This is a genomic window from Xanthomonas sp. 3793 (genome assembly GCF_024806835.1).
Classification (GTDB): Bacteria; Pseudomonadota; Gammaproteobacteria; order Xanthomonadales; family Xanthomonadaceae; genus Xanthomonas; species Xanthomonas arboricola_F.
Genome location: NZ_JANTYU010000001.1, coordinates 927302 through 944031 on the forward strand (window position 1 = coordinate 927302; position 16730 = coordinate 944031).

The 16730-nt window shown below is 67.6% G+C and carries 18 protein-coding genes; 8 read left to right on the forward strand and 10 right to left on the reverse strand.

Annotated features, from left to right (window positions below; translation table 11 throughout):
- Positions 1–23: 23 nt before the first annotated feature.
- On the reverse strand, positions 24–2429 hold the full coding sequence (locus FHY18_RS03870; RefSeq protein ID WP_259151410.1) for an EAL domain-containing protein: 2406 nt from the start codon (positions 2427–2429) through the stop codon (positions 24–26).
- 260 nt (positions 2430–2689) lie between these two features.
- Entirely contained in the window at positions 2690–4621 is a 1932-nt protein-coding gene (locus FHY18_RS03875) for a DEAD/DEAH box helicase (RefSeq protein WP_259151411.1), read from the reverse strand.
- Between the two features lie 175 nt (positions 4622–4796).
- On the opposite strand from FHY18_RS03875, the gene FHY18_RS03880 reads away from it, so the two are divergent.
- From FHY18_RS03880 to FHY18_RS03895, 4 genes are all read left to right on the forward strand, one after another.
- Positions 4797–5297, forward strand: a complete 501-nt coding sequence (locus FHY18_RS03880; protein ID WP_259151413.1) for a sigma-70 family RNA polymerase sigma factor — start codon at positions 4797–4799, stop codon at positions 5295–5297.
- A 23-nt stretch (positions 5298–5320) separates the two neighbouring features.
- Entirely contained in the window at positions 5321–5968 is a 648-nt protein-coding gene (locus FHY18_RS03885) for a hypothetical protein (RefSeq protein WP_259151415.1), read from the forward strand.
- Positions 5969–6115: 147 nt separating this feature from the next.
- Positions 6116–6358: an RNA-binding S4 domain-containing protein gene (locus FHY18_RS03890; RefSeq protein WP_259151416.1), complete on the forward strand. Its 243-nt coding sequence runs from the start codon at positions 6116–6118 to the stop codon at positions 6356–6358.
- On the forward strand, positions 6355–6675 hold the full coding sequence (locus FHY18_RS03895; RefSeq protein ID WP_259151417.1) for a hypothetical protein: 321 nt from the start codon (positions 6355–6357) through the stop codon (positions 6673–6675). Before FHY18_RS03890 ends, FHY18_RS03895 begins: the two co-directional genes overlap by 4 nt.
- A 207-nt stretch (positions 6676–6882) precedes the next feature.
- Here FHY18_RS03895 and FHY18_RS03900 read toward each other — a convergent pair whose 3' ends face one another.
- The 6 genes from FHY18_RS03900 to FHY18_RS03925 form a co-directional block, all read right to left on the reverse strand.
- Positions 6883–7284, reverse strand: coding sequence for an MAPEG family protein (locus FHY18_RS03900; RefSeq protein WP_259151418.1), 402 nt, complete (start codon positions 7282–7284; stop codon positions 6883–6885).
- 25 nt (positions 7285–7309) lie between these two features.
- Positions 7310–7849, reverse strand: a complete 540-nt coding sequence (locus tag FHY18_RS03905) for a DUF4019 domain-containing protein (RefSeq protein WP_259151419.1) — start codon at positions 7847–7849, stop codon at positions 7310–7312.
- Between the two features lie 267 nt (positions 7850–8116).
- Entirely contained in the window at positions 8117–8371 is a 255-nt protein-coding gene (locus FHY18_RS03910; protein ID WP_259151420.1) for a hypothetical protein, read from the reverse strand.
- 79 nt (positions 8372–8450) lie between these two features.
- Positions 8451–9641 carry a hypothetical protein gene (locus FHY18_RS03915; protein WP_259151423.1) on the reverse strand — a complete coding sequence of 397 codons (1191 nt, stop codon included), beginning with the start codon at positions 9639–9641 and terminating at the stop codon, positions 8451–8453.
- A 90-nt stretch (positions 9642–9731) separates the two neighbouring features.
- A complete protein-coding gene (locus FHY18_RS03920) occupies positions 9732–10346 on the reverse strand; it encodes a hypothetical protein (protein ID WP_259151425.1) in 615 nt (204 codons plus the stop codon).
- On the reverse strand, positions 10331–10723 hold the full coding sequence (locus tag FHY18_RS03925; protein ID WP_259151428.1) for a hypothetical protein: 393 nt from the start codon (positions 10721–10723) through the stop codon (positions 10331–10333). Before FHY18_RS03925 ends, FHY18_RS03920 begins: the two co-directional genes overlap by 16 nt.
- A gap of 107 nt (positions 10724–10830) precedes the next feature.
- Between FHY18_RS03925 and FHY18_RS03930 the strand changes: the two genes are divergently transcribed.
- The 4 genes from FHY18_RS03930 to FHY18_RS03945 are packed head-to-tail and all read left to right on the forward strand — an operon-like array spanning position 10831 to position 15554.
- Positions 10831–12294, forward strand: a complete 1464-nt coding sequence (locus tag FHY18_RS03930) for a DNA-3-methyladenine glycosylase 2 (RefSeq protein ID WP_259151429.1) — start codon at positions 10831–10833, stop codon at positions 12292–12294.
- A complete protein-coding gene (locus tag FHY18_RS03935) occupies positions 12291–12836 on the forward strand; it encodes a methylated-DNA--[protein]-cysteine S-methyltransferase (protein ID WP_259151431.1) in 546 nt (181 codons plus the stop codon). The genes FHY18_RS03930 and FHY18_RS03935 overlap by 4 nt, the downstream gene beginning before the upstream one ends.
- A 36-nt stretch (positions 12837–12872) precedes the next feature.
- The gene (locus FHY18_RS03940; RefSeq protein ID WP_259151433.1) at positions 12873–14177 is read left to right on the forward strand and encodes an ectonucleotide pyrophosphatase/phosphodiesterase; all 1305 of its coding nucleotides are present in this window, start codon (positions 12873–12875) and stop codon (positions 14175–14177) included.
- A 45-nt stretch (positions 14178–14222) separates the two neighbouring features.
- On the forward strand, positions 14223–15554 hold the full coding sequence (locus FHY18_RS03945) for a chloride channel protein (protein WP_259151436.1): 1332 nt from the start codon (positions 14223–14225) through the stop codon (positions 15552–15554).
- 255 nt (positions 15555–15809) lie between these two features.
- On the opposite strand, the gene FHY18_RS03950 is transcribed toward FHY18_RS03945, so the two are convergent.
- Together FHY18_RS03950 and FHY18_RS03955 are read right to left on the reverse strand one after the other, a co-directional pair.
- Positions 15810–15992, reverse strand: coding sequence for a 30S ribosomal protein THX (locus tag FHY18_RS03950; RefSeq protein ID WP_003487537.1), 183 nt, complete (start codon positions 15990–15992; stop codon positions 15810–15812).
- Positions 15993–16275: 283 nt separating this feature from the next.
- Positions 16276–16692, reverse strand: a complete 417-nt coding sequence (locus FHY18_RS03955; protein WP_046964950.1) for a MerC domain-containing protein — start codon at positions 16690–16692, stop codon at positions 16276–16278.
- Positions 16693–16730: the final 38 nt, after the last annotated feature.

Sequence of the window (16730 nt, forward strand, 5' to 3'; positions counted from 1 at the left end):
GCGCGCAGCGCTGCCGGCGCGCCCTACCCGGTTACCGCCAGCATGGGCTGCGGCATGACCAGGTCTTCCAGCGGGCACGGGCGATGCAGGCTGAAGCCCTGCACCTGGCCCACGCCGGCGTCGCGCAGGCCGGGAATATCCGCCTCCGACTCCACCCCTTCGGCCACCACTTCGATACCCAGTGCCAGGCCAACCTGGGCGATGGAATGCACCGCAGCGCGGTCCACCGCGTCATGCGCGTAATTGCGCACGAAGCCGCAATCGATCTTCAACACATCGACGGTGAATTGCTTGAGGTAGCCGAACGAGGCCAGGCCGCTGCCGAAGTCGTCCAGCGCCACATGGCAGCCACGCGCGCGCACGCTCTGCACAAAGCGCTGCGCATGTTCCAGGTCGCCGATGACGGCGGTTTCGGTGATTTCCATGCACAGCTTGGACACCAGCGTGGGATAGCGCTCGAACAGGGCGCAGACGAAATCGAGAAAATCCGGCTGCGCGATCGATTGCGCGGACAGATTGACGTGGCACAGGTCCAGGGTCGCCACATGCAGCGGGTTGTCGGCCAGCTGCGCGCACAAGGTTTCCAGCACATGGGCATCGACCATGCGCCCGAGCCCGTAGCGCTCCACCGCAGGCAGGAATTCGCCCGGGCTCAGCACCCGCCCATCGCGCGCGCGCATGCGCACCAGCACCTCGTACTGCAGACGGCCGGGGTCGCTCAGCACCTGGATCTTCTGCGCGTACAGCAGCAGCCGGTGTTCGGCGATCGCCTGCTGCACGGCGCTGATCCAGCCACCGTCATGCCGACGCCGCGCCAAGGCCAGATCGTTCTCGCCAAGACACCGGATCCGGTTGCGCCCTTCTTCCTTGGCGGCGAAACAGGCCAGGTCGGCCGCGGTCATCAATGCGTTGACGTCGTTGGCGCCCCGGCGGATTTCCACCACGCCAAAGCTGCAACTCGGCGTCAGCGGCCGGCCGCCCTGATGGCTCCACGGCTGCCCCAGCACGCCATGCATGCGCTCCAGCAAGGCCTGCGCCTGCACCAGGTCGGTATTGGCCAGCAGGATCGCGAACTCGTCGCCACCCAGCCGCCCCAGCCAGTCGCCCGGACGCAACTGCATGGTGATGACGTCGGCGAAGTGGCACAGGAACTTGTCGCCGACCGCATGTCCGAAGGTGTCGTTGACCAGCTTGAAGTGATCCAGGTCGACGAAGCACAGCGCATGGCACAGCTGCGGCGATTGCGGCGGCTCGATCAGATGCAGCAGGCGGCGCTCGATCTCGCGCCGGTTGATCAAACCGGTCAAGGCGTCGTGGCGCGCGTGGAAGGCGACCTCGTCGGCCAGTTCGTGCGCGTGCGAGACGTCTTCGATCACCGCCAGCACCAGCGTGGGTTCCTCCGGGCCAGGCTCCACCAGCGAGGCGCTCCAGCGGCCCCACATCACTTCGCCATCGGCGCGCAGGAAGCGCAGCTCGCCGGACTGCATCAGCCGCGGCCAGTCGATCGTGCCACGGCTGTCCAGCACGATGTCGTCCGGGTGCACCAGCTGGGCGAGCGTGGACGCCTGCAACTCTTCCGGGCGGTAGCGCAGGATATGGGCCATCGATGCGTTGGCGTCCAGCACGTGGCCGCGCAGGTCGAACTTGACCATCCCCAGCGCAGCCTGCTGAAACGCCGTGCGAAACCGGCCCTCGTGCGACAGCAGATAGTCGCGGATGCGGCGTATCGCCAGCACGCAGGTGATCAGCACCAACAACAAGGTGGCCAGGCTGCAGACCACCATCACGTCGTGCAGCAGCCGTGCGCAGCGGATCAGCTGCGCCTGGAACTGCGCTGCATCGCTGCGCATGCGGGCATCGAGCAGATGCAGTTCGTCGCGCAGGTCCTGCAGCGCGCGCGCATCCGGTCTGTTGGCGGCTTGCACGGAGGCAGCACGGTCGGCCAGTGCACTGAGCTTCAACAGATCGGCATCGGTGTGCTTCCACAGCGTGATGGCATCGCCCAGATACGGAATCATCTGGCCGTAGCGATACAGCCTGACCATTTGCGGCATGTCCTCACGGGCATTGCGACCGGCCGCAAGCCCGGCATACACCGCCGTCCAGGCAATCACCGGCTGTTCGACCGCATCGCGCGCCGCGCGATCGCCGAGCGGCACCTCCAGCGCACGGCAGGCGGCCTGCAGATCGCTCGGATCGCCGCTCACCAGATAGCGCTCCAGCCAGTAGACCGACTCTTGCTGGGCATTGGACCAGTGGCCCTGACCGACAATCCAGGCGGTTGCTCCGGATTGGATTTCGATCGCCAGTGCAGAGAGCACGGCCATGCCGACAGCCATCGCCATCAGCAGCGCCAGAGGGAGCGTTAGCCAGCCGCGCACCATGTGCATGGTTTGGCCACTGCGTGTGCCGCGTGCTGACTGCGCCATTGCCATCCGTCCTTCACCGCCCCAGTGCGATTCAGGCGCCCAGTGGGCGCCTGAAGGCTGTAGCGGCCGCAATGGCCGAGTCTGTATGGCGGCGTCCGTTTGCCGGACGGCCGGCGGGAAACGTCAGCCTGGCTGACGATCCGCCGTCTGCGGTCCCGATCGGGACAGGCCTGGCTGCATCACTGCTATGTCCTGAAAGGAATAACAGCACGTGGATGGCTGCGCATGCGCCTGGCTGCGCAGCCGATTGTCAGCCTGGCTTACTCGCCGCGCGGCTTGGGCGGACCCTTGCGATGCGGCGCGCCGGCGCGATCCATCGGACGCCCCGGGCCGTTCGGACGCCCGGACGGCTTGCCACCGCGCGGGAAGCGCGGCTTGGACGGCGACGCCGCGGCCTCGCCTTCTTCCAGCTTGCGCATGTTGAGCTGCTGGCCGGACACCCAGACCTTCTTCAGGTGTGTCAGCAACTCGCGCGGCATGTCGGCCGGCAGATCCAGGATCGAGTAATCGTCCTGGATGTCGATCCGGCCGATATAGCGGCTTTCCAGACCGGCTTCGTTGGCGATCGCACCGACGATGTTGGCCGGCTTCACGCCGTGGGTATGGCCCACCTCGATGCGATAGCTCTCCATGCCGAACTCCGGCTCGCCGCGCGGGGCAACCGGATCGCGACGCGGACGCTCTGCGCCGGCGCCATCACCTGCGAATGCCGGACGTTCTGCACGCGGCGGGCGTGCCGCGCGCTCGCCATCGGCACGCGGACCACGCTCGAACTTCGGCTCGAAGCGCGGACGCTCGCCACGATCGCCGCGGTCGGCACGCTCGTTGCGCTGCGGAGTGAACTCCTCACGCGCACCACGCACCGGCGGGGTCAGCAGGAACGGCGCATCGCCTTGCAGCAACTTGGCCAGCGCGGCGGCGATCTCGATCGCCGGCACGTTGTTTTCTGCCTCGTAGCGCTGCAGCAGATCGCGGTACATTTCGATCTGGCCACCGGCCAGGGTCTCGGTGATGCGGGTCATGAAGCGCGCCACGCGGGTGTCGTTGACCGCATCCACGCTCGGCAGCTGCATTTCTTCGATCGGCTGACGGGTGGCGCGCTCGATCGAGCGCAGCATGCCCTTCTCGCGCGGGGTGACGAACAGGATCGCATCGCCATTGCGACCGGCACGACCGGTACGGCCGATGCGGTGCACGTAGCTTTCGGTGTCGTACGGGATGTCGTAATTCAGCACATGGCTGACGCGCTCCACGTCCAGGCCGCGCGCGGCCACGTCGGTGGCGACCAGGATGTCGAGCTTGCCGTCCTTGAGCTGGGCGATGGTCTTCTCGCGGGCGGCCTGCTGCATGTCGCCATTGATGGCCGCCGCGGCCATGCCGCGTGCCTGCAGCTTCTGCGCCAGCTCTTCGGTGGCCGCCTTGGTGCGCGCAAAGATGATCATGCCGTCGAACGGCTCGACCTCGAGGATGCGGGTCAGTGCGTCCAGCTTGTGCAGGCCGCTCACCCACCAGTAGCGCTGGCGGATATTGGCCGAGGTGGTGGTCTTGGCCGCGATGGTGACTTCGGCCGGGTCCTTCAGGTAGGTCTGCGCGATGCGGCGGATGGCCGGCGGCATGGTCGCCGAGAACAACGCCACCTGGCGCTTTTCCGGCAGTTTCTTCAGCACGGCTTCGACATCGTCGATGAAGCCCATGCGCAGCATTTCGTCGGCTTCGTCCAGCACCAGCGTCTTGAGCTGGGACAGGTCGAGCGTGCCGCGGTCCAGGTGATCGATCACCCGGCCCGGGGTTCCCACCACCACATGCACGCCGCGCTTGAGCGCGCTCAGCTGCTGGGCATAGGGCTGGCCGCCGTACACGGGCAGCACGCGGAAGCCGGGAATGGCTTCGGCATATTTCTGGAACGCCTCGGCGACCTGGATGGCCAGCTCGCGGGTCGGCGCCAGCACCAGCGCCTGCGGCTTGAGCTGGTTGAGGTCGGCGTTGGAGAGCACCGGCAGCGCGAACGCGGCGGTCTTGCCGGTACCGGTCTGCGCCTGGCCGAGGACGTCGCGGCCGGACAGCAGCGCGGGAATGGTGGCAGCCTGGATCGGCGACGGCGACTCGTAGCCGACAGCGGCAACGGCTTTCATCACAGCGTCCGAGAGGCCGAGGTCTGCAAACAGCAGCGGCGCGGAAGATTCTTGGGTCATGGGTAACTCCGGAGGCGCCGCACGGAGCCGGCAGGCGCAAAGCAGCATAGTGTGCGCCCTTACCCCCCTTCGTGTCGAAGGGTCGTGACGTTTTGTTCAGGTTGTGAGGATCCGCCCGCTGTGGCGAATCATCCTGGCACGCCCTTCCCTACCCTGTGCCCCCCCCGCCATCGCCATGCCCCCGGACACAGACCAGCAAACCCGCTTCAGCGCCCTGCTCCAGCAGCACCAGGGCATCGTGCTGAAGGTGGCCGCCAGCTATTGCCGTCACCGCGACGACCGCGACGAGCTGGCACAGGAAATCGCGGCACAGCTGTGGCGCGCTTTTCCCGCGTACGACCCGGCCCGACGTTTTTCCACCTGGATGTATCGCATTGCGCTGAACGTGGCGATCAGCGACTTGCGCGGTCGCAGCCGTACGCCGGATGCGGCGATCGCACTGGATGCGGTAGTTGATCATCTTGCCGACCCGACACCGCACGACCCCGCACGCGAGCAGCAGGTCGCCGCGCTATACGCCTTCATCGCGCAGCTGCCCGCGCTGGAGCGTGCGTTGCTGCTGCTCTATCTGGACGACCACAGCTACCGCGAGATCGCCGAGGTGCTCGGCATCAGCGAAACCAACGTCGCCACCAAACTCAGCCGCCTGAAGGCGCGCATCCGCAACGAACTGTGACCCACGACCTTACCGGAGCTGCAATGGAACTGGACGACATGAAACACGCCTGGCACACCCTGGAACACCGATTGGATCGCCAGGCCGCAGACGTGCACCGACTGCTCGGCGACATTCGCAGCGACGCAGCGCATGCCAGCCTGCGCCCGCTGTGGTGGCGCCAGTGGGCACAGCTTGTGTGCGCGCTGGTACTGAGCGTCGTGGTCGCGCGTCGCTGGCTGGGCGCACCCGATCAGCTCACGGCCATCGTTGGCGGCGTGCTGCTGCAGCTCTGGTGCGTGGCGCTGGCACTCTCGGCGGGGCGCCAATTGCAGCTGCTGTCGCAGCTGGATTTCAGCGGGCCGTTGGTGCAGACGCAACAAGCGCTCGCCCAGCTGCGGCGTTGGCGCACGCGCGTCGCGCCGTGGCTGGGCATCGCGTTCTGGGTGCTCTGGGTGGCCGTCGCCGACAGCGCCTGGCGCAGCCTCACCGGCGCCTCGCTGCCGCAGGCCTGGCTGCTGCTCAACCTGTTGGTCGGCGCGATGGGCGCCCTGGGCACCTGGTACGGCTATCGGCGCTTGCAGCGCGCGCAGCACCCCTGGCTGGACCGCATCGACGATGCGCATGCCGGCCGCAGCATGACCCGCGCGCAACGACTGCTGGAGGAACTTGCGCAGTTTCGCCGCGAATAGGCTGCCGGCCTGCCGAGGCGGGCAGCGCCAGCAGCCCGGCAGCGCTACAGCCTGGCTGCGCGCCCATGCCTGTGTTGCTGACATGCGGCTGGTGGTGCTGGCAGCGACTCCGGGCGGATAATCGATTTCTTTTTGACCGAGCGCAGCATGCAATTCCTGGAATTCGACCTGGACGGCGAGTACATCGAACTCAACCAGCTGCTCAAGCTGGCCGGCATCGCCGATAGCGGCGGACAGGGCAAGGCCATCGTCGCCAGCGGCGCGGTCAGCGTCGATGGCGTGCAGGAACTGCGCAAGACGGCGAAGATTCGTCCCGGCCAGCTCGTGCAACTGGACGACGTGGAAATTCGCGTCATGGCCATGGACCCCGACGCCGAGTCCGGCGAATGAGCGTGATCGAGATCGGCCAGCGCAATATCGCGCCGTCCTCCGAAGATCCCAAGCATGACGTCTATATCTTTTCGATCGAACCCGGCGCAGCGCGTCCGTTCTGGCTGGAGCAATCCATCCATGGCGGCCATGCTGACCGTGGCGGCTGCATCATGCTGGCGTTGCACGAGTTGGACGGCTGGCGGGGCGACTGGCGCCTACATCTGACCCATGCGGGGTGCGCCTGGGCGATCCCGCTACTGGAAGAGGCAATGCGCAACGGCGATGTGCAGGCGGCGATCGATGCGATCGTAGCGCGGGTGCGCGTGCCGGGCTGAGGCGGCCCCGTGCGGCGGAATGCTCGTCTTGCCCACCTGTCGCACTTCCATGCCCGCCAGCAACCATCGGATCACGATATCCGTCGATCGCATGCCGCGCACCCGCTGCCATGGATGCGCCCGGCCTGGAACCAACACATGGCGCGGCGCTTGATCAGGATCGAGCGCGATGCACGGCACACGTGCACGCGTCCGGACCCTCATGCATTACCACCCCAGCAACGCACGCACCAGCTTGACGATGCCCCAGAACGACACCACCCAGATGGCGCTGCGCAGGTAAGGGATGCCGGCCGCGTAAGCCGGCACGTAGGCCACGCGCGCCCACAGATACAGCTGCACGCCCAGGGCGGTTTCGGCACTGGTGCGTCCGGCCACGCTCACCGCCAGCACTGCTGCGGCAAAGATCGGAAAGGTTTCCAGGTAGTTGCGAAACGCGCGATCCAGGCGTGCGGCGACGCCGGTCAGCGGCTTGGTATCGCCATCGCGCGCACTGGCATTCCACTTGGTGCCGCGCTGCGCGGTCATGCTGGCCGATGCAGCCAGCAGCTGTACCAGGCCGAGCACCATGGCCCAGCCCAGCATCTGCAGTTCGATCGTCAGTTGCACGCAATTCTCCTGGCAGGCTGCCGCATCACTTGGCTGCCGAGCGCAGGCTGTAGCCCGCAACGCGCCAGGTCTTGTCTTCATCCAGACGGAACGACACCAGCTCGCGCACCGGTTGCGGCGCGTTGGCGAACCGGGTCGGGAAGCTGACGTTGACGTACAACCCTTCGGGCACCTGCGCGCCGGGGCCGTACTTCACCCGCGTCACCGAGCCCTGGCCACGCCCGACCATCGCACCCAGACGTGTACGCTCGCCGGCGAGCTGGGCGACGAAGGCATCGCGCTTGACCGCAGTCTTGGCCACGCTGGAGGCACCATCCCACAGCGAGGCGGCCTTGTTGGCATCGACCATCTGCGCCACGCGCAGGGCGGCCTGGGTCATCTCGACATCCTGCTTGGCGACCTGCGCCTGCTGGGCCGCGCTCAGCGCCGGTGCCGGCTGGCCTGCAGCCGGCCGCGACGCCGAGGGCGCCGGCTGGGCAGTGGCCGTGCGGGAAGGCTGCGGTTGTTGAGCGAACGCCAGCGCTGGAGCCAACACCAACGCGACAAGCAAACGGGGACGGAGCATGGGACAGCACCTTGAACGGGTTGGAAAGCGATGGACCGCACAGATTGCGGCGGGTAGCGCAGTCTATGACGGGACGTGCGCAACACAAGCGGCGCGCGATTCGGGTTGCAGCGGCTGGCTGCATGATCGGGAAGGCAGTGTCGCGCTGGCGTGTAACCGGCTGTCAGCGCAGTGCGTGCGCATGCCCGAAGCTTGCACAGCCAGCGGGGACCGCGCCTTCAAGCCGGTGCCCGCCGCACGCAGGCTTGCTTGGTCTGGATCGCCTAGCTAGAGCTCGCCGCCGGGCGCAGGCGGTACCGCCGCCACGCCGCGCGGGCGCCACAGCCGCCAGCTGACCCAGAACGCGCGGGCGATGGCCGCCACCAGCGCCACCAGGCTCAGCCACGTCGCCAATGTTGCCGGCCATTGCGCATGCAGGTGGGCAGCGGACAGGCGCAGCAGCTCGGCCACACCGAAGCCCACCAGCACCAGCAGTGCCGATGGCAGATACGCCAGTAACACACCCTTGGTCTTGCCTCGCATACTGCCCCCCCCGGCCCGGTTGTCATGGGGCGACCATAGGCAGCGCGCAGTGCGATACGCGTGAAACCTGTCGCCGCGCTCAACCCTTCGCGTGTGCAGGCGTCGACGACTCGGGCTCCGCCTCTGTCGCGTCCGGCACCGGCGCTGCATCCGGTTCTGCCGGTGGCCGCTCGTCCGCTGCGGCATCGGCCTGTGCCTGGGCCGCCGGGGTAGCCGGCAGGGCGGCGGCGTCGGTCTCGGCGAGCGGGCTCTCTTCCGGGCAGGCCGCATCCGGAAAGCCGAAACGCTGCTTCAGTGCCAGGCCACAGGCGTTGACCGCATCCAGGTCGGCGCCCTCGCCCTTGCACTTTTGATCGAACGCCACCAAAAACGCATCCTTGCGCCGCACGAACGCATCGCCGCACTTGCGCATCTGCCGGATGCGCTCCAGGTCGTCCTGTACCGCATTGGTGCCATCCAGGCCGTACTCGCGCAGCTCTTCCATCGTCAGCAGCCGCAGGCTGCGGTTGGGCACGGTCATCATCAGATCGGCCACTGCCACCGCCACACCGTTACGCTCCAGATAATCCTTGACGTTGCCGTAGACCTCGCGCAATTCGCGATTGAGCTCCGCACGCGAGGTCGCCTTGGAGCTGATCCGCATCATGCGGTGGATGCCGACCTTGCCGGCCACCAGCCGGTTGTCGCCGGCCGCCAGCACGAACACGCAGGCGCTGTGGCAGATCGAGCCCTCGCGCACCCAGATGGTCCAGTTGGATTCGCCGATGGTGTCGCCGGCGCGGATCGCCGCCTCGACCTGCCCGCCACTGGAATCCAGATCCAGGATGCGATGCGGCAGCCGCAATTGTTCGGCCACCGCCGCCAGGCGCCACACCAGCGCGGCAAACCCGGCGTTGATCTTGCCCGCATACCGCACCCGCACCAGCCCGGTCTCGCGACACGGCGCCAGCGCCGCCTCCACGCTGGCCCGATCCAGCGCCTGCAACAGCGTGCCGTCGCCGGCCTCCTTGCTGTAATCGGTCGCGCAACTGATCCACGCCTGGCCCGCTTCCAGCTGTGCCTGCGGCCAGCCCGCCTCGCCCGCCTGCGTGCGCGGACGGGGCGGCGGCGGCGCCGGCTCGGGCGTATCCACCGACACCATGTGGTCGCCGTCGCCGGCCTGCGCCACTCCGGTCTGCTGCGCCCCGGCAGCATCGGCGGATGTGCTGCTGCGGTCGCAGGCAACCAGCAGCAGTGCACAGGCAAATGACAGACAAAGCGGCTTCAGCATCGAGATGAGCACCAGACAGCAGCGTGAGCGGGCTCTCAGTCTAGGGCGGACGCGCACCACGCCCCGAACCCTGCCTTAACCCGCGACCTGTCAGGCCAGTTGCAGGTGTGGCTGATCCGCACGGCACCAGGCGTCGTGGCGTTCCTGCACCTGTCGAGCAGCCTCGGTCACATTGCGCTCGTCGCCAAATGAGGCGATGTACCTGCATGCTGCGAAGGCGGTACTGGCGCACTCATAGTCTGCAATCCACCGCAGACGCTCCGGCAAGGCTGCGTGCTCGGCGCGCCACGCGGCATAGGGGGGACGAATGCGATGAATGCCCACACGCCACGGCTTGGGGCTTACCCGAGCACGAAAGCATTGCTGCATACGACACATCCGAGCGTAGACCGCGTCAACGCCGAGTTGCGAAAAACAAGCGGCGACCTCTGCGTCATCCGGCTCAAAACAGCGGTGCAACGCCAGCAGACGAAACCCGGCAGGCGTTCGATACAGCCGCAGATGCCACTGCGGGTGTGCGGCTGCGAACGCATCGATACGCCGCCGGGCCTGCTGTTCTGGTGTGCCTGCGCGACAAAACCGATGACGGCGCCAACACCTCGCCAGACGGTTCGATAGCCAGGTCACCGCCGTCGCCAGTATCACCCCGCCGAACAGATGGAATTGAAACGTACCAAGCACCATCACGCTCACCAAGAGCAGCAAGCCCCAACCAGGCCCAGGCCCCTACGCGGCAAATGTGCAAAATCCACATCCGCAAACAGCACGTTGGGGGTGTTCAGGCACAAGGCGCCATAGCTGTTGCGGGTAAGCACCAGGCTACCTTCCTGCGCAACGATCTCTTCGCGAATCGGCAGGCCTTCTCCATAGGCCGCGAGCCTTTCCCTACGCGGCAGCGGCGTGCCGCTCAGGATCTCGTCGAGCGCCTCACCGGCACGACCACGCGCATGCAGCTCGGCCGCAGCGTAGCTTTCATCGGACCATCCGAATCGGCGGACGGTGATGCTGCGCTTGCCTTCCCGATGCTGGATACGGGCCTCGGCCCAATGTCTGGGAACAATCATCCCTGCGTCCTGTTTCACGTCTTGGTTGACCAATCCGGCAGAGAATATCCGGGCGGGAACATCCAGGCAGCAACCCTGTCCGAAAACGGCCAGCCGCGGCGCAAGCCAGCGCTTAGACTGGCGTCATGCAAACGATGACGCCCGATCGAATTCAATGCGACCGCGCCCGCCTGGCGCGCGATGCGCGCTTCGACGGGCTGTTCTTTACTGCGGTCCGCAGCACCGGCATCTATTGTCGGCCGGTGTGTCCGGCGCCACCGCCCAAGCCGGGCAACGTCAGTTACTACCCGAGCGCGGCGGCGGCCAGTGCGGCCGGTTACCGGCCGTGCCTGCGCTGTCGGCCGGAACTGTCGCCGCAGGCGCAGCAGCATCTGGGCGAAGAGAGCGTGCAGCGTGCGCTGGCGATGATTGCCGAAGGCCTGTTGCAGGAGCAGCCGGTGCAGACGCTGGCCGATGCGGTGGGCATGAGTGCGCGACAGTTGCAACGGCAGTTCGTGCAGCAGCTCGGCGCCACCCCGATCCAGGTGCATGGCACGCGCCGGCTGCTGTTGGCCAAGCAGTTGCTCACCGAAACCGCCTTGCCGGTCACCGAGGTCGCGCTCGCCGCCGGCTTCAACAGCCTGCGGCGTTTCAATGCGGCCTTTCTGCAAGGCTGCGGCATGCCACCGTCGGCGCTGCGCAAGCAGCGCGCCGACGTTCCGGGCGGCCAACTGTGCCTGCGCCTGGGCTATCGCCCGCCGCTGGACTGGTCGGCGATGCTGGTGTTTCTGCAGCGCCGCGCGATTCCGGGGATCGAGCAGGTCGATGCCAGCGGCTACCGGCGGGTGATCGGCACGCCAGGACACGCCAGCTTGATCGAGGTGGTCGCCGCGCCGCAGCGGCCCGAGCTGCTGCTGCGCATCGGCGCCACCGACCCGCGCCAGATTCCGCAGATCGTGCGCCGTGTGCGTCGGCTGTTCGATCTGGATGCGGACCTGCAGGCCGTGCACGCCACGCTGGCATCCGAACCGCTCCTGGCCGAGGCGATCGCGCGCCGGCCCGGCCTGCGCGTGCCGGGGGGATGGGACGGCTTTGAAGTGGCGGTGCGTGCGGTGCTGGGCCAGCAGATCAGCGTGGCCGGCGCGGCAACGCTGGCGGCGCGGTTGGTGGACCGCCACGGCGGCCATCATGCCGACATGCAGCCCGGCCTGGATCGCAGTTTTCCTACGCCCGCACAGCTGGCCGACGCGCCGCTGGAACAGCTCGGGCTGCCACGCGCACGCGCGGCCACGTTGCGCGCGCTGGCATCGGCATGCGCACAGGGCCGGCTGCATTTCGGCGCCGGCCAGCGGTTGGCGGACTTTGTCGCCACCTGCACCGCGTTGCCCGGCATCGGGCCCTGGACCGCGCACTACATCGCCATGCGCGCGCTTTCGCATCCGGATGCGTTTCCGGCCGGCGATCTGATCCTGCAGCAGGTCCTCGGCGCGCCGGAGCGTCTGAGCGAACGCGCCACCGAAGCGCGTTCGCAGGCATGGCGCCCATGGCGTGCCTATGCCGTGTTGCACCTGTGGCATCTCGCCGTCGACCGCAAGGACACCCGCCCATGAACACGCTGTACTACGACACCTTCCACTCGCCGATCGGCGCCCTCACCGTGGCCGCCGATTCCACTGCGGTGCGCCACATCCTGTTCGCACAGAACCGCTACGACGCGCCCGGACGTGCGAGTTGGGCGCATGACCCCGATGCCGCCCTGGTGCGCGCAGCGCGCGAGCAACTGCTGGATTATCTGCATGGCGGGCGACGCCGTTTCGACCTGCCGCTGGCACCGGCCGGCACGCCGTTTCAGCTGCAGGTCTGGCACACGTTGGCGCGGATTCCGTTCGGCCAGACCTGGAGTTACGCGCAGCTTGCGCAGGCGGTAGGACGCCCCGCCGCCAGCCGCGCGGTAGGTGCTGCCAATGGTCGCAATCCGTTGCCGATCGTGCTGCCCTGCCATCGCGTGATCGGCGCCAATGGCACCTTGACCGGCTTCGGCGGCGGCCTGCCGACCAAGCAGGCGTTGTTGCAGCTGGAAGGCTGGTCGCCGCGCCAGATCGCACGCGCCGACGACCTGTTCGCCGATCAACGCGCAGCGCCGCTGCGCTGACTCCGCGTCGTCATCGCTGCACCGTAAACTGGCGGCATGATCGATCGACGTCTTGTGTCTGCCGCGATGGCCACCGCGCTGCTCGCGGCCTGCTCCACCCAGCCTGGCGTGCGTGAGGCCTCACCGCCGCCCAGCGCATCGTCGCCACTGTCGGCCGCCGCGAGGTCCGACGACGCGCCGCATCCCTTGCTGCTGATTTCCATCGATGGCCTGCGCGCGGACATGCTTGATCGCGGCATCACGCCGACGCTGTCGCAGCTTGCACGCGATGGCGTGCGCGCGCGCTGGATGACACCCTCGTACCCGTCGCTGACCTTTCCCAATCACTACACGCTGGTCACCGGCCTGCGCCCGGATCGCCACGGCATCGTGCACAACAGCATGCGCGATGCCGGGCTGGGCAATTTCTGGCTGAGCAAGCAGGACGCGGTGACCGATGCGCGCTGGTGGGGCGGCCAGCCGGTCTGGGTGGGCGTGGAAAACGCCGGGATGCACGCGGCAACCTGGTCGTGGCCCGGCAGCGAGGCCGCCATCCAGGGCGTGCGCCCGACGCATTGGCGCCATTACGAGGAAGGCGTCGCCATGGACGCGCGCGTGGACACTGTCCGGGCCTGGCTCAAGAGCTCCGGCGCCGACGCCAACCGCCTGGTCACGCTGTACTTCGAACACGTGGACGAAGCAGGCCACGACCACGGCCCGGAATCGCGCGAATACGCCGACAGCGTGCGCGCAGTGGACGCCGCCATCGGCCGGCTGCTGGCCGGCATGCAGCGCGACGGAACCCGCGCGCGCACCAACATCATCGTGGTCTCCGATCACGGCATGGCCGAGGTGGCGCCGGGGCATGCGATCAGCGTGGAAGCCATCGCGCCGCCGGCGATTGCCACTGCGGTCACCGACGGCCAGGTGATCGGCTTCGAACCCAAGCCCGGGCAACAGGCCAATGCCGAGGCGATGCTGCTCGGCCCCCATGCGCAGTACGACTGCTGGCGCAAGGCCGAGCTGCCGGCTCGCTGGCATTACGGCACGCACCCGCGCATTCCGCCGATCATGTGCCAGATGCACGAAGGCTGGGACGCATTGTTCCCCGACAAACTGGCCAAGCGCTCGCAGCACGGCATGCGCGGCTCGCACGGGTTCGATCCAGCCCTGCCCTCGATGCGTGCGGTGTTCGTGGCGCAAGGCCCGGATCTGGCGCAGGGCAAGCGCTTGCCCGGGTTCGACAACGTCGATGTGTATGCCTTGCTGACGCGGTTGCTGGGCATCGCCGCAGCGCCCAACGACGGCAACCCGGCCACGCTGCTGCCGGCATTGCGCGTGCCGCCGGACATTGCGCACTGAGCACTGCGCACACCGGCTGCAGCGCGCCGATGCGACAATGGGGCCATGTCTGCTTCTGATCCCTCGCCGCGTCGCTTGCGGCCGCTGTTGTCCAGCGAAGGCTGGCGTCGTCGCGCCGCACTCTGGGGTGGCGCCATTGCGGTGGCCCTGGTCGCCATCGTGTTCGCCAAGGCCAGCGATGCGGCCTTCCAGTTGTTTCAACGCATCACCGCACACTCGATCTGGTGGGCGCTGCTGCTGACGCCGGGCATTTTCGCCCTGCTCGCCTGGCTGACCTCGGGGGCCATGCGGCCCACCCGCGGTAGCGGCATTCCGCAGGTCATCGCCGCGCTGGAGCATCCGGACCCGGCGTTTCGCGACACCAACCTGTCGCTGCGCGTGTCGCTGGGCAAGCTTGCGTTGACCACGCTGTCGCTGCTCGGTGGTGCATCGGTCGGGCGCGAAGGACCGACCGTGCATGTGGGCGCCAGCCTGATGCATGTGTTCGGGCGCTGGTTCGGCTTTCACGATCCGCGCGAGCTTTCGCATTTTCTGCTTGCCGGCGGCGCGGCCGGTATCGCAGCGGCATTCAACACGCCGCTCGCCGGCGTGGTCTTTGCGATCGAAGAACTGAGCGGTCGCTTCGAGCACCGCTTCTCCGGCACCTTGCTCACGGCGGTGATCGTCGGCGGCGTGGTATCGCTGGGGTTGCTGGGCAACTACACCTATTTCGGCAAGGTGGCGGTGGCCTTGCCGTTGGGCCAGGCCTGGCTGGCGATCGCACTGTGCGGCAGCGTGGCCGGGCTGCTCGGCGGGATCTTCGCGCGGCTGGTGCTGGCCAGCGTCAGCGGCAAACCGCGCTGGCTGGGCGCACTGCGCCAGCGCCACCCGGTGCTGCTGGCGGCGTTGTGCGGCGTGGCGCTGGTCGGGCTGGCGCTGGTGTTCGGGCAAGGCGCCTTCGGCACCGGCTACGAGCAGGCGCGCAGCCTGGTGCAGGGGCATGCGGTGGTAGGCCATGAGTTCGGCCTGATGAAGCTCATCGCCAACCTGGTCTCCTACCTGGCCGGCATTCCGGGCGGCCTGTTCTCGCCCGCCCTGGCAGTGGGTGCCGGTATCGGCCACAACCTGTCGGTGCTGATGCCGAGCGTGGACCCGCGCACCTTCGTGCTGCTGGGCATGTGCGCCTACCTGACCGGTGTCACCCAGGCACCGCTGACCTCGGCGGTGATTTCGCTGGAGCTCACCGACACCAGCCAGATGCTGCTGCCGATCCTGGCCACCGTGTTGATCGCACGTGCGGTGTCCGGGCTGGTGTGCAAGACGCCGATCTATCGCGGACTGGCCGAGCAGTTGCTGACCCCAGCTGCAAAGGCGCCGGCGCCGGACGCCACCCACTAGAAACGCTGCATGATCCAGGCGCGCACGCCTTATCCGATGCACCACGGACGGCGCCTGGCGATGACAGGGCGCCAGCCGCCTTGGGGAGGTCTTGCACCGACCCGCGACGGCTGCCGATAGCGATGAGGTGCTACCGCGGCCACTGCCCAGAGCTGCGGCACCATGGCAAGCAGCTATGCCAGCGTTTGCACTGACGTCAGACATAAAAAAACGCGGCGCAAGCGCCGCGTTTTCAGATCGCAAAGCGGGCTGAGATCAGCTGGCCTTGGCGACGGTCTTCTTGGCAACAGCCTTCTTGGCCGGCGCCTTGACCACGCCCTTCTTGGCAACCGGGGCAGCTGCACCCACGACAACCTTGCTCACCGCGTGCGAACGCGAATTGCCGTAGCTGGCGTTGTAGCGCTTGCCCTTGGCGGTCTTACGGTCACCCTTACCCATTTCGTCGACTCCTGAATGTGAATACAAATTCCCGTGCTGGCACGGGTCTGGCGAGGTTTGCACCGGCGGCGCCCTCGCGCAAGGCCGGCAAGCCTACCACGTCGGCCCGGGGCCGCGCAGCCGCGGGGCCTGCCACGCTCTGAACAAGCCTGCCGTGCATCAGGCCTGCCATCCACGAGCACCCGGCGGTCAGCTCGGCGACCGGGGCCAGCCTGGCACCTGTGTAAAACGATCTTCCGAATGACCGCCTGCACCCAGCGCGCGCTGGTGTATCAGCGCTTGGTCAATGCGCGCAGCTCGCGTCGTGCACGTGCGCATGCCCGTGATTCAGCCGCAGATTGACCAGATGGGCGATGCCGACCAGGGCGCCGCCCAGCGTCATCACCACCGCGTGCGGCACCACCGAATGGTGCAGCGGGTCGTACAACAGGCCCAGCCACAACAGCGCCAGGCCCGGCAGCAGCAACGCCAGCGCATGCAGCGCCTTGTGCCGGCGATATCCCAGGACCAGGCTGAAAAGCCCGAGCAGGGTCACGAACACGACGATCGCCAGCTCCACCCCGTCGCCCAGCCAGAACGACAACCCGAGCGACGGCGCCAGCGCCAGGACCAACGGCAGCACCGCACAGTGCACCGCGCACAGCAGCGAGCCGGTCGCACCGAAGCGGTCCAGCAGATGGCGAAGTGTGGGTAGAGGCATGACTTCCAGCAGGTGCTCGCGGCGACGTGGAATAATAT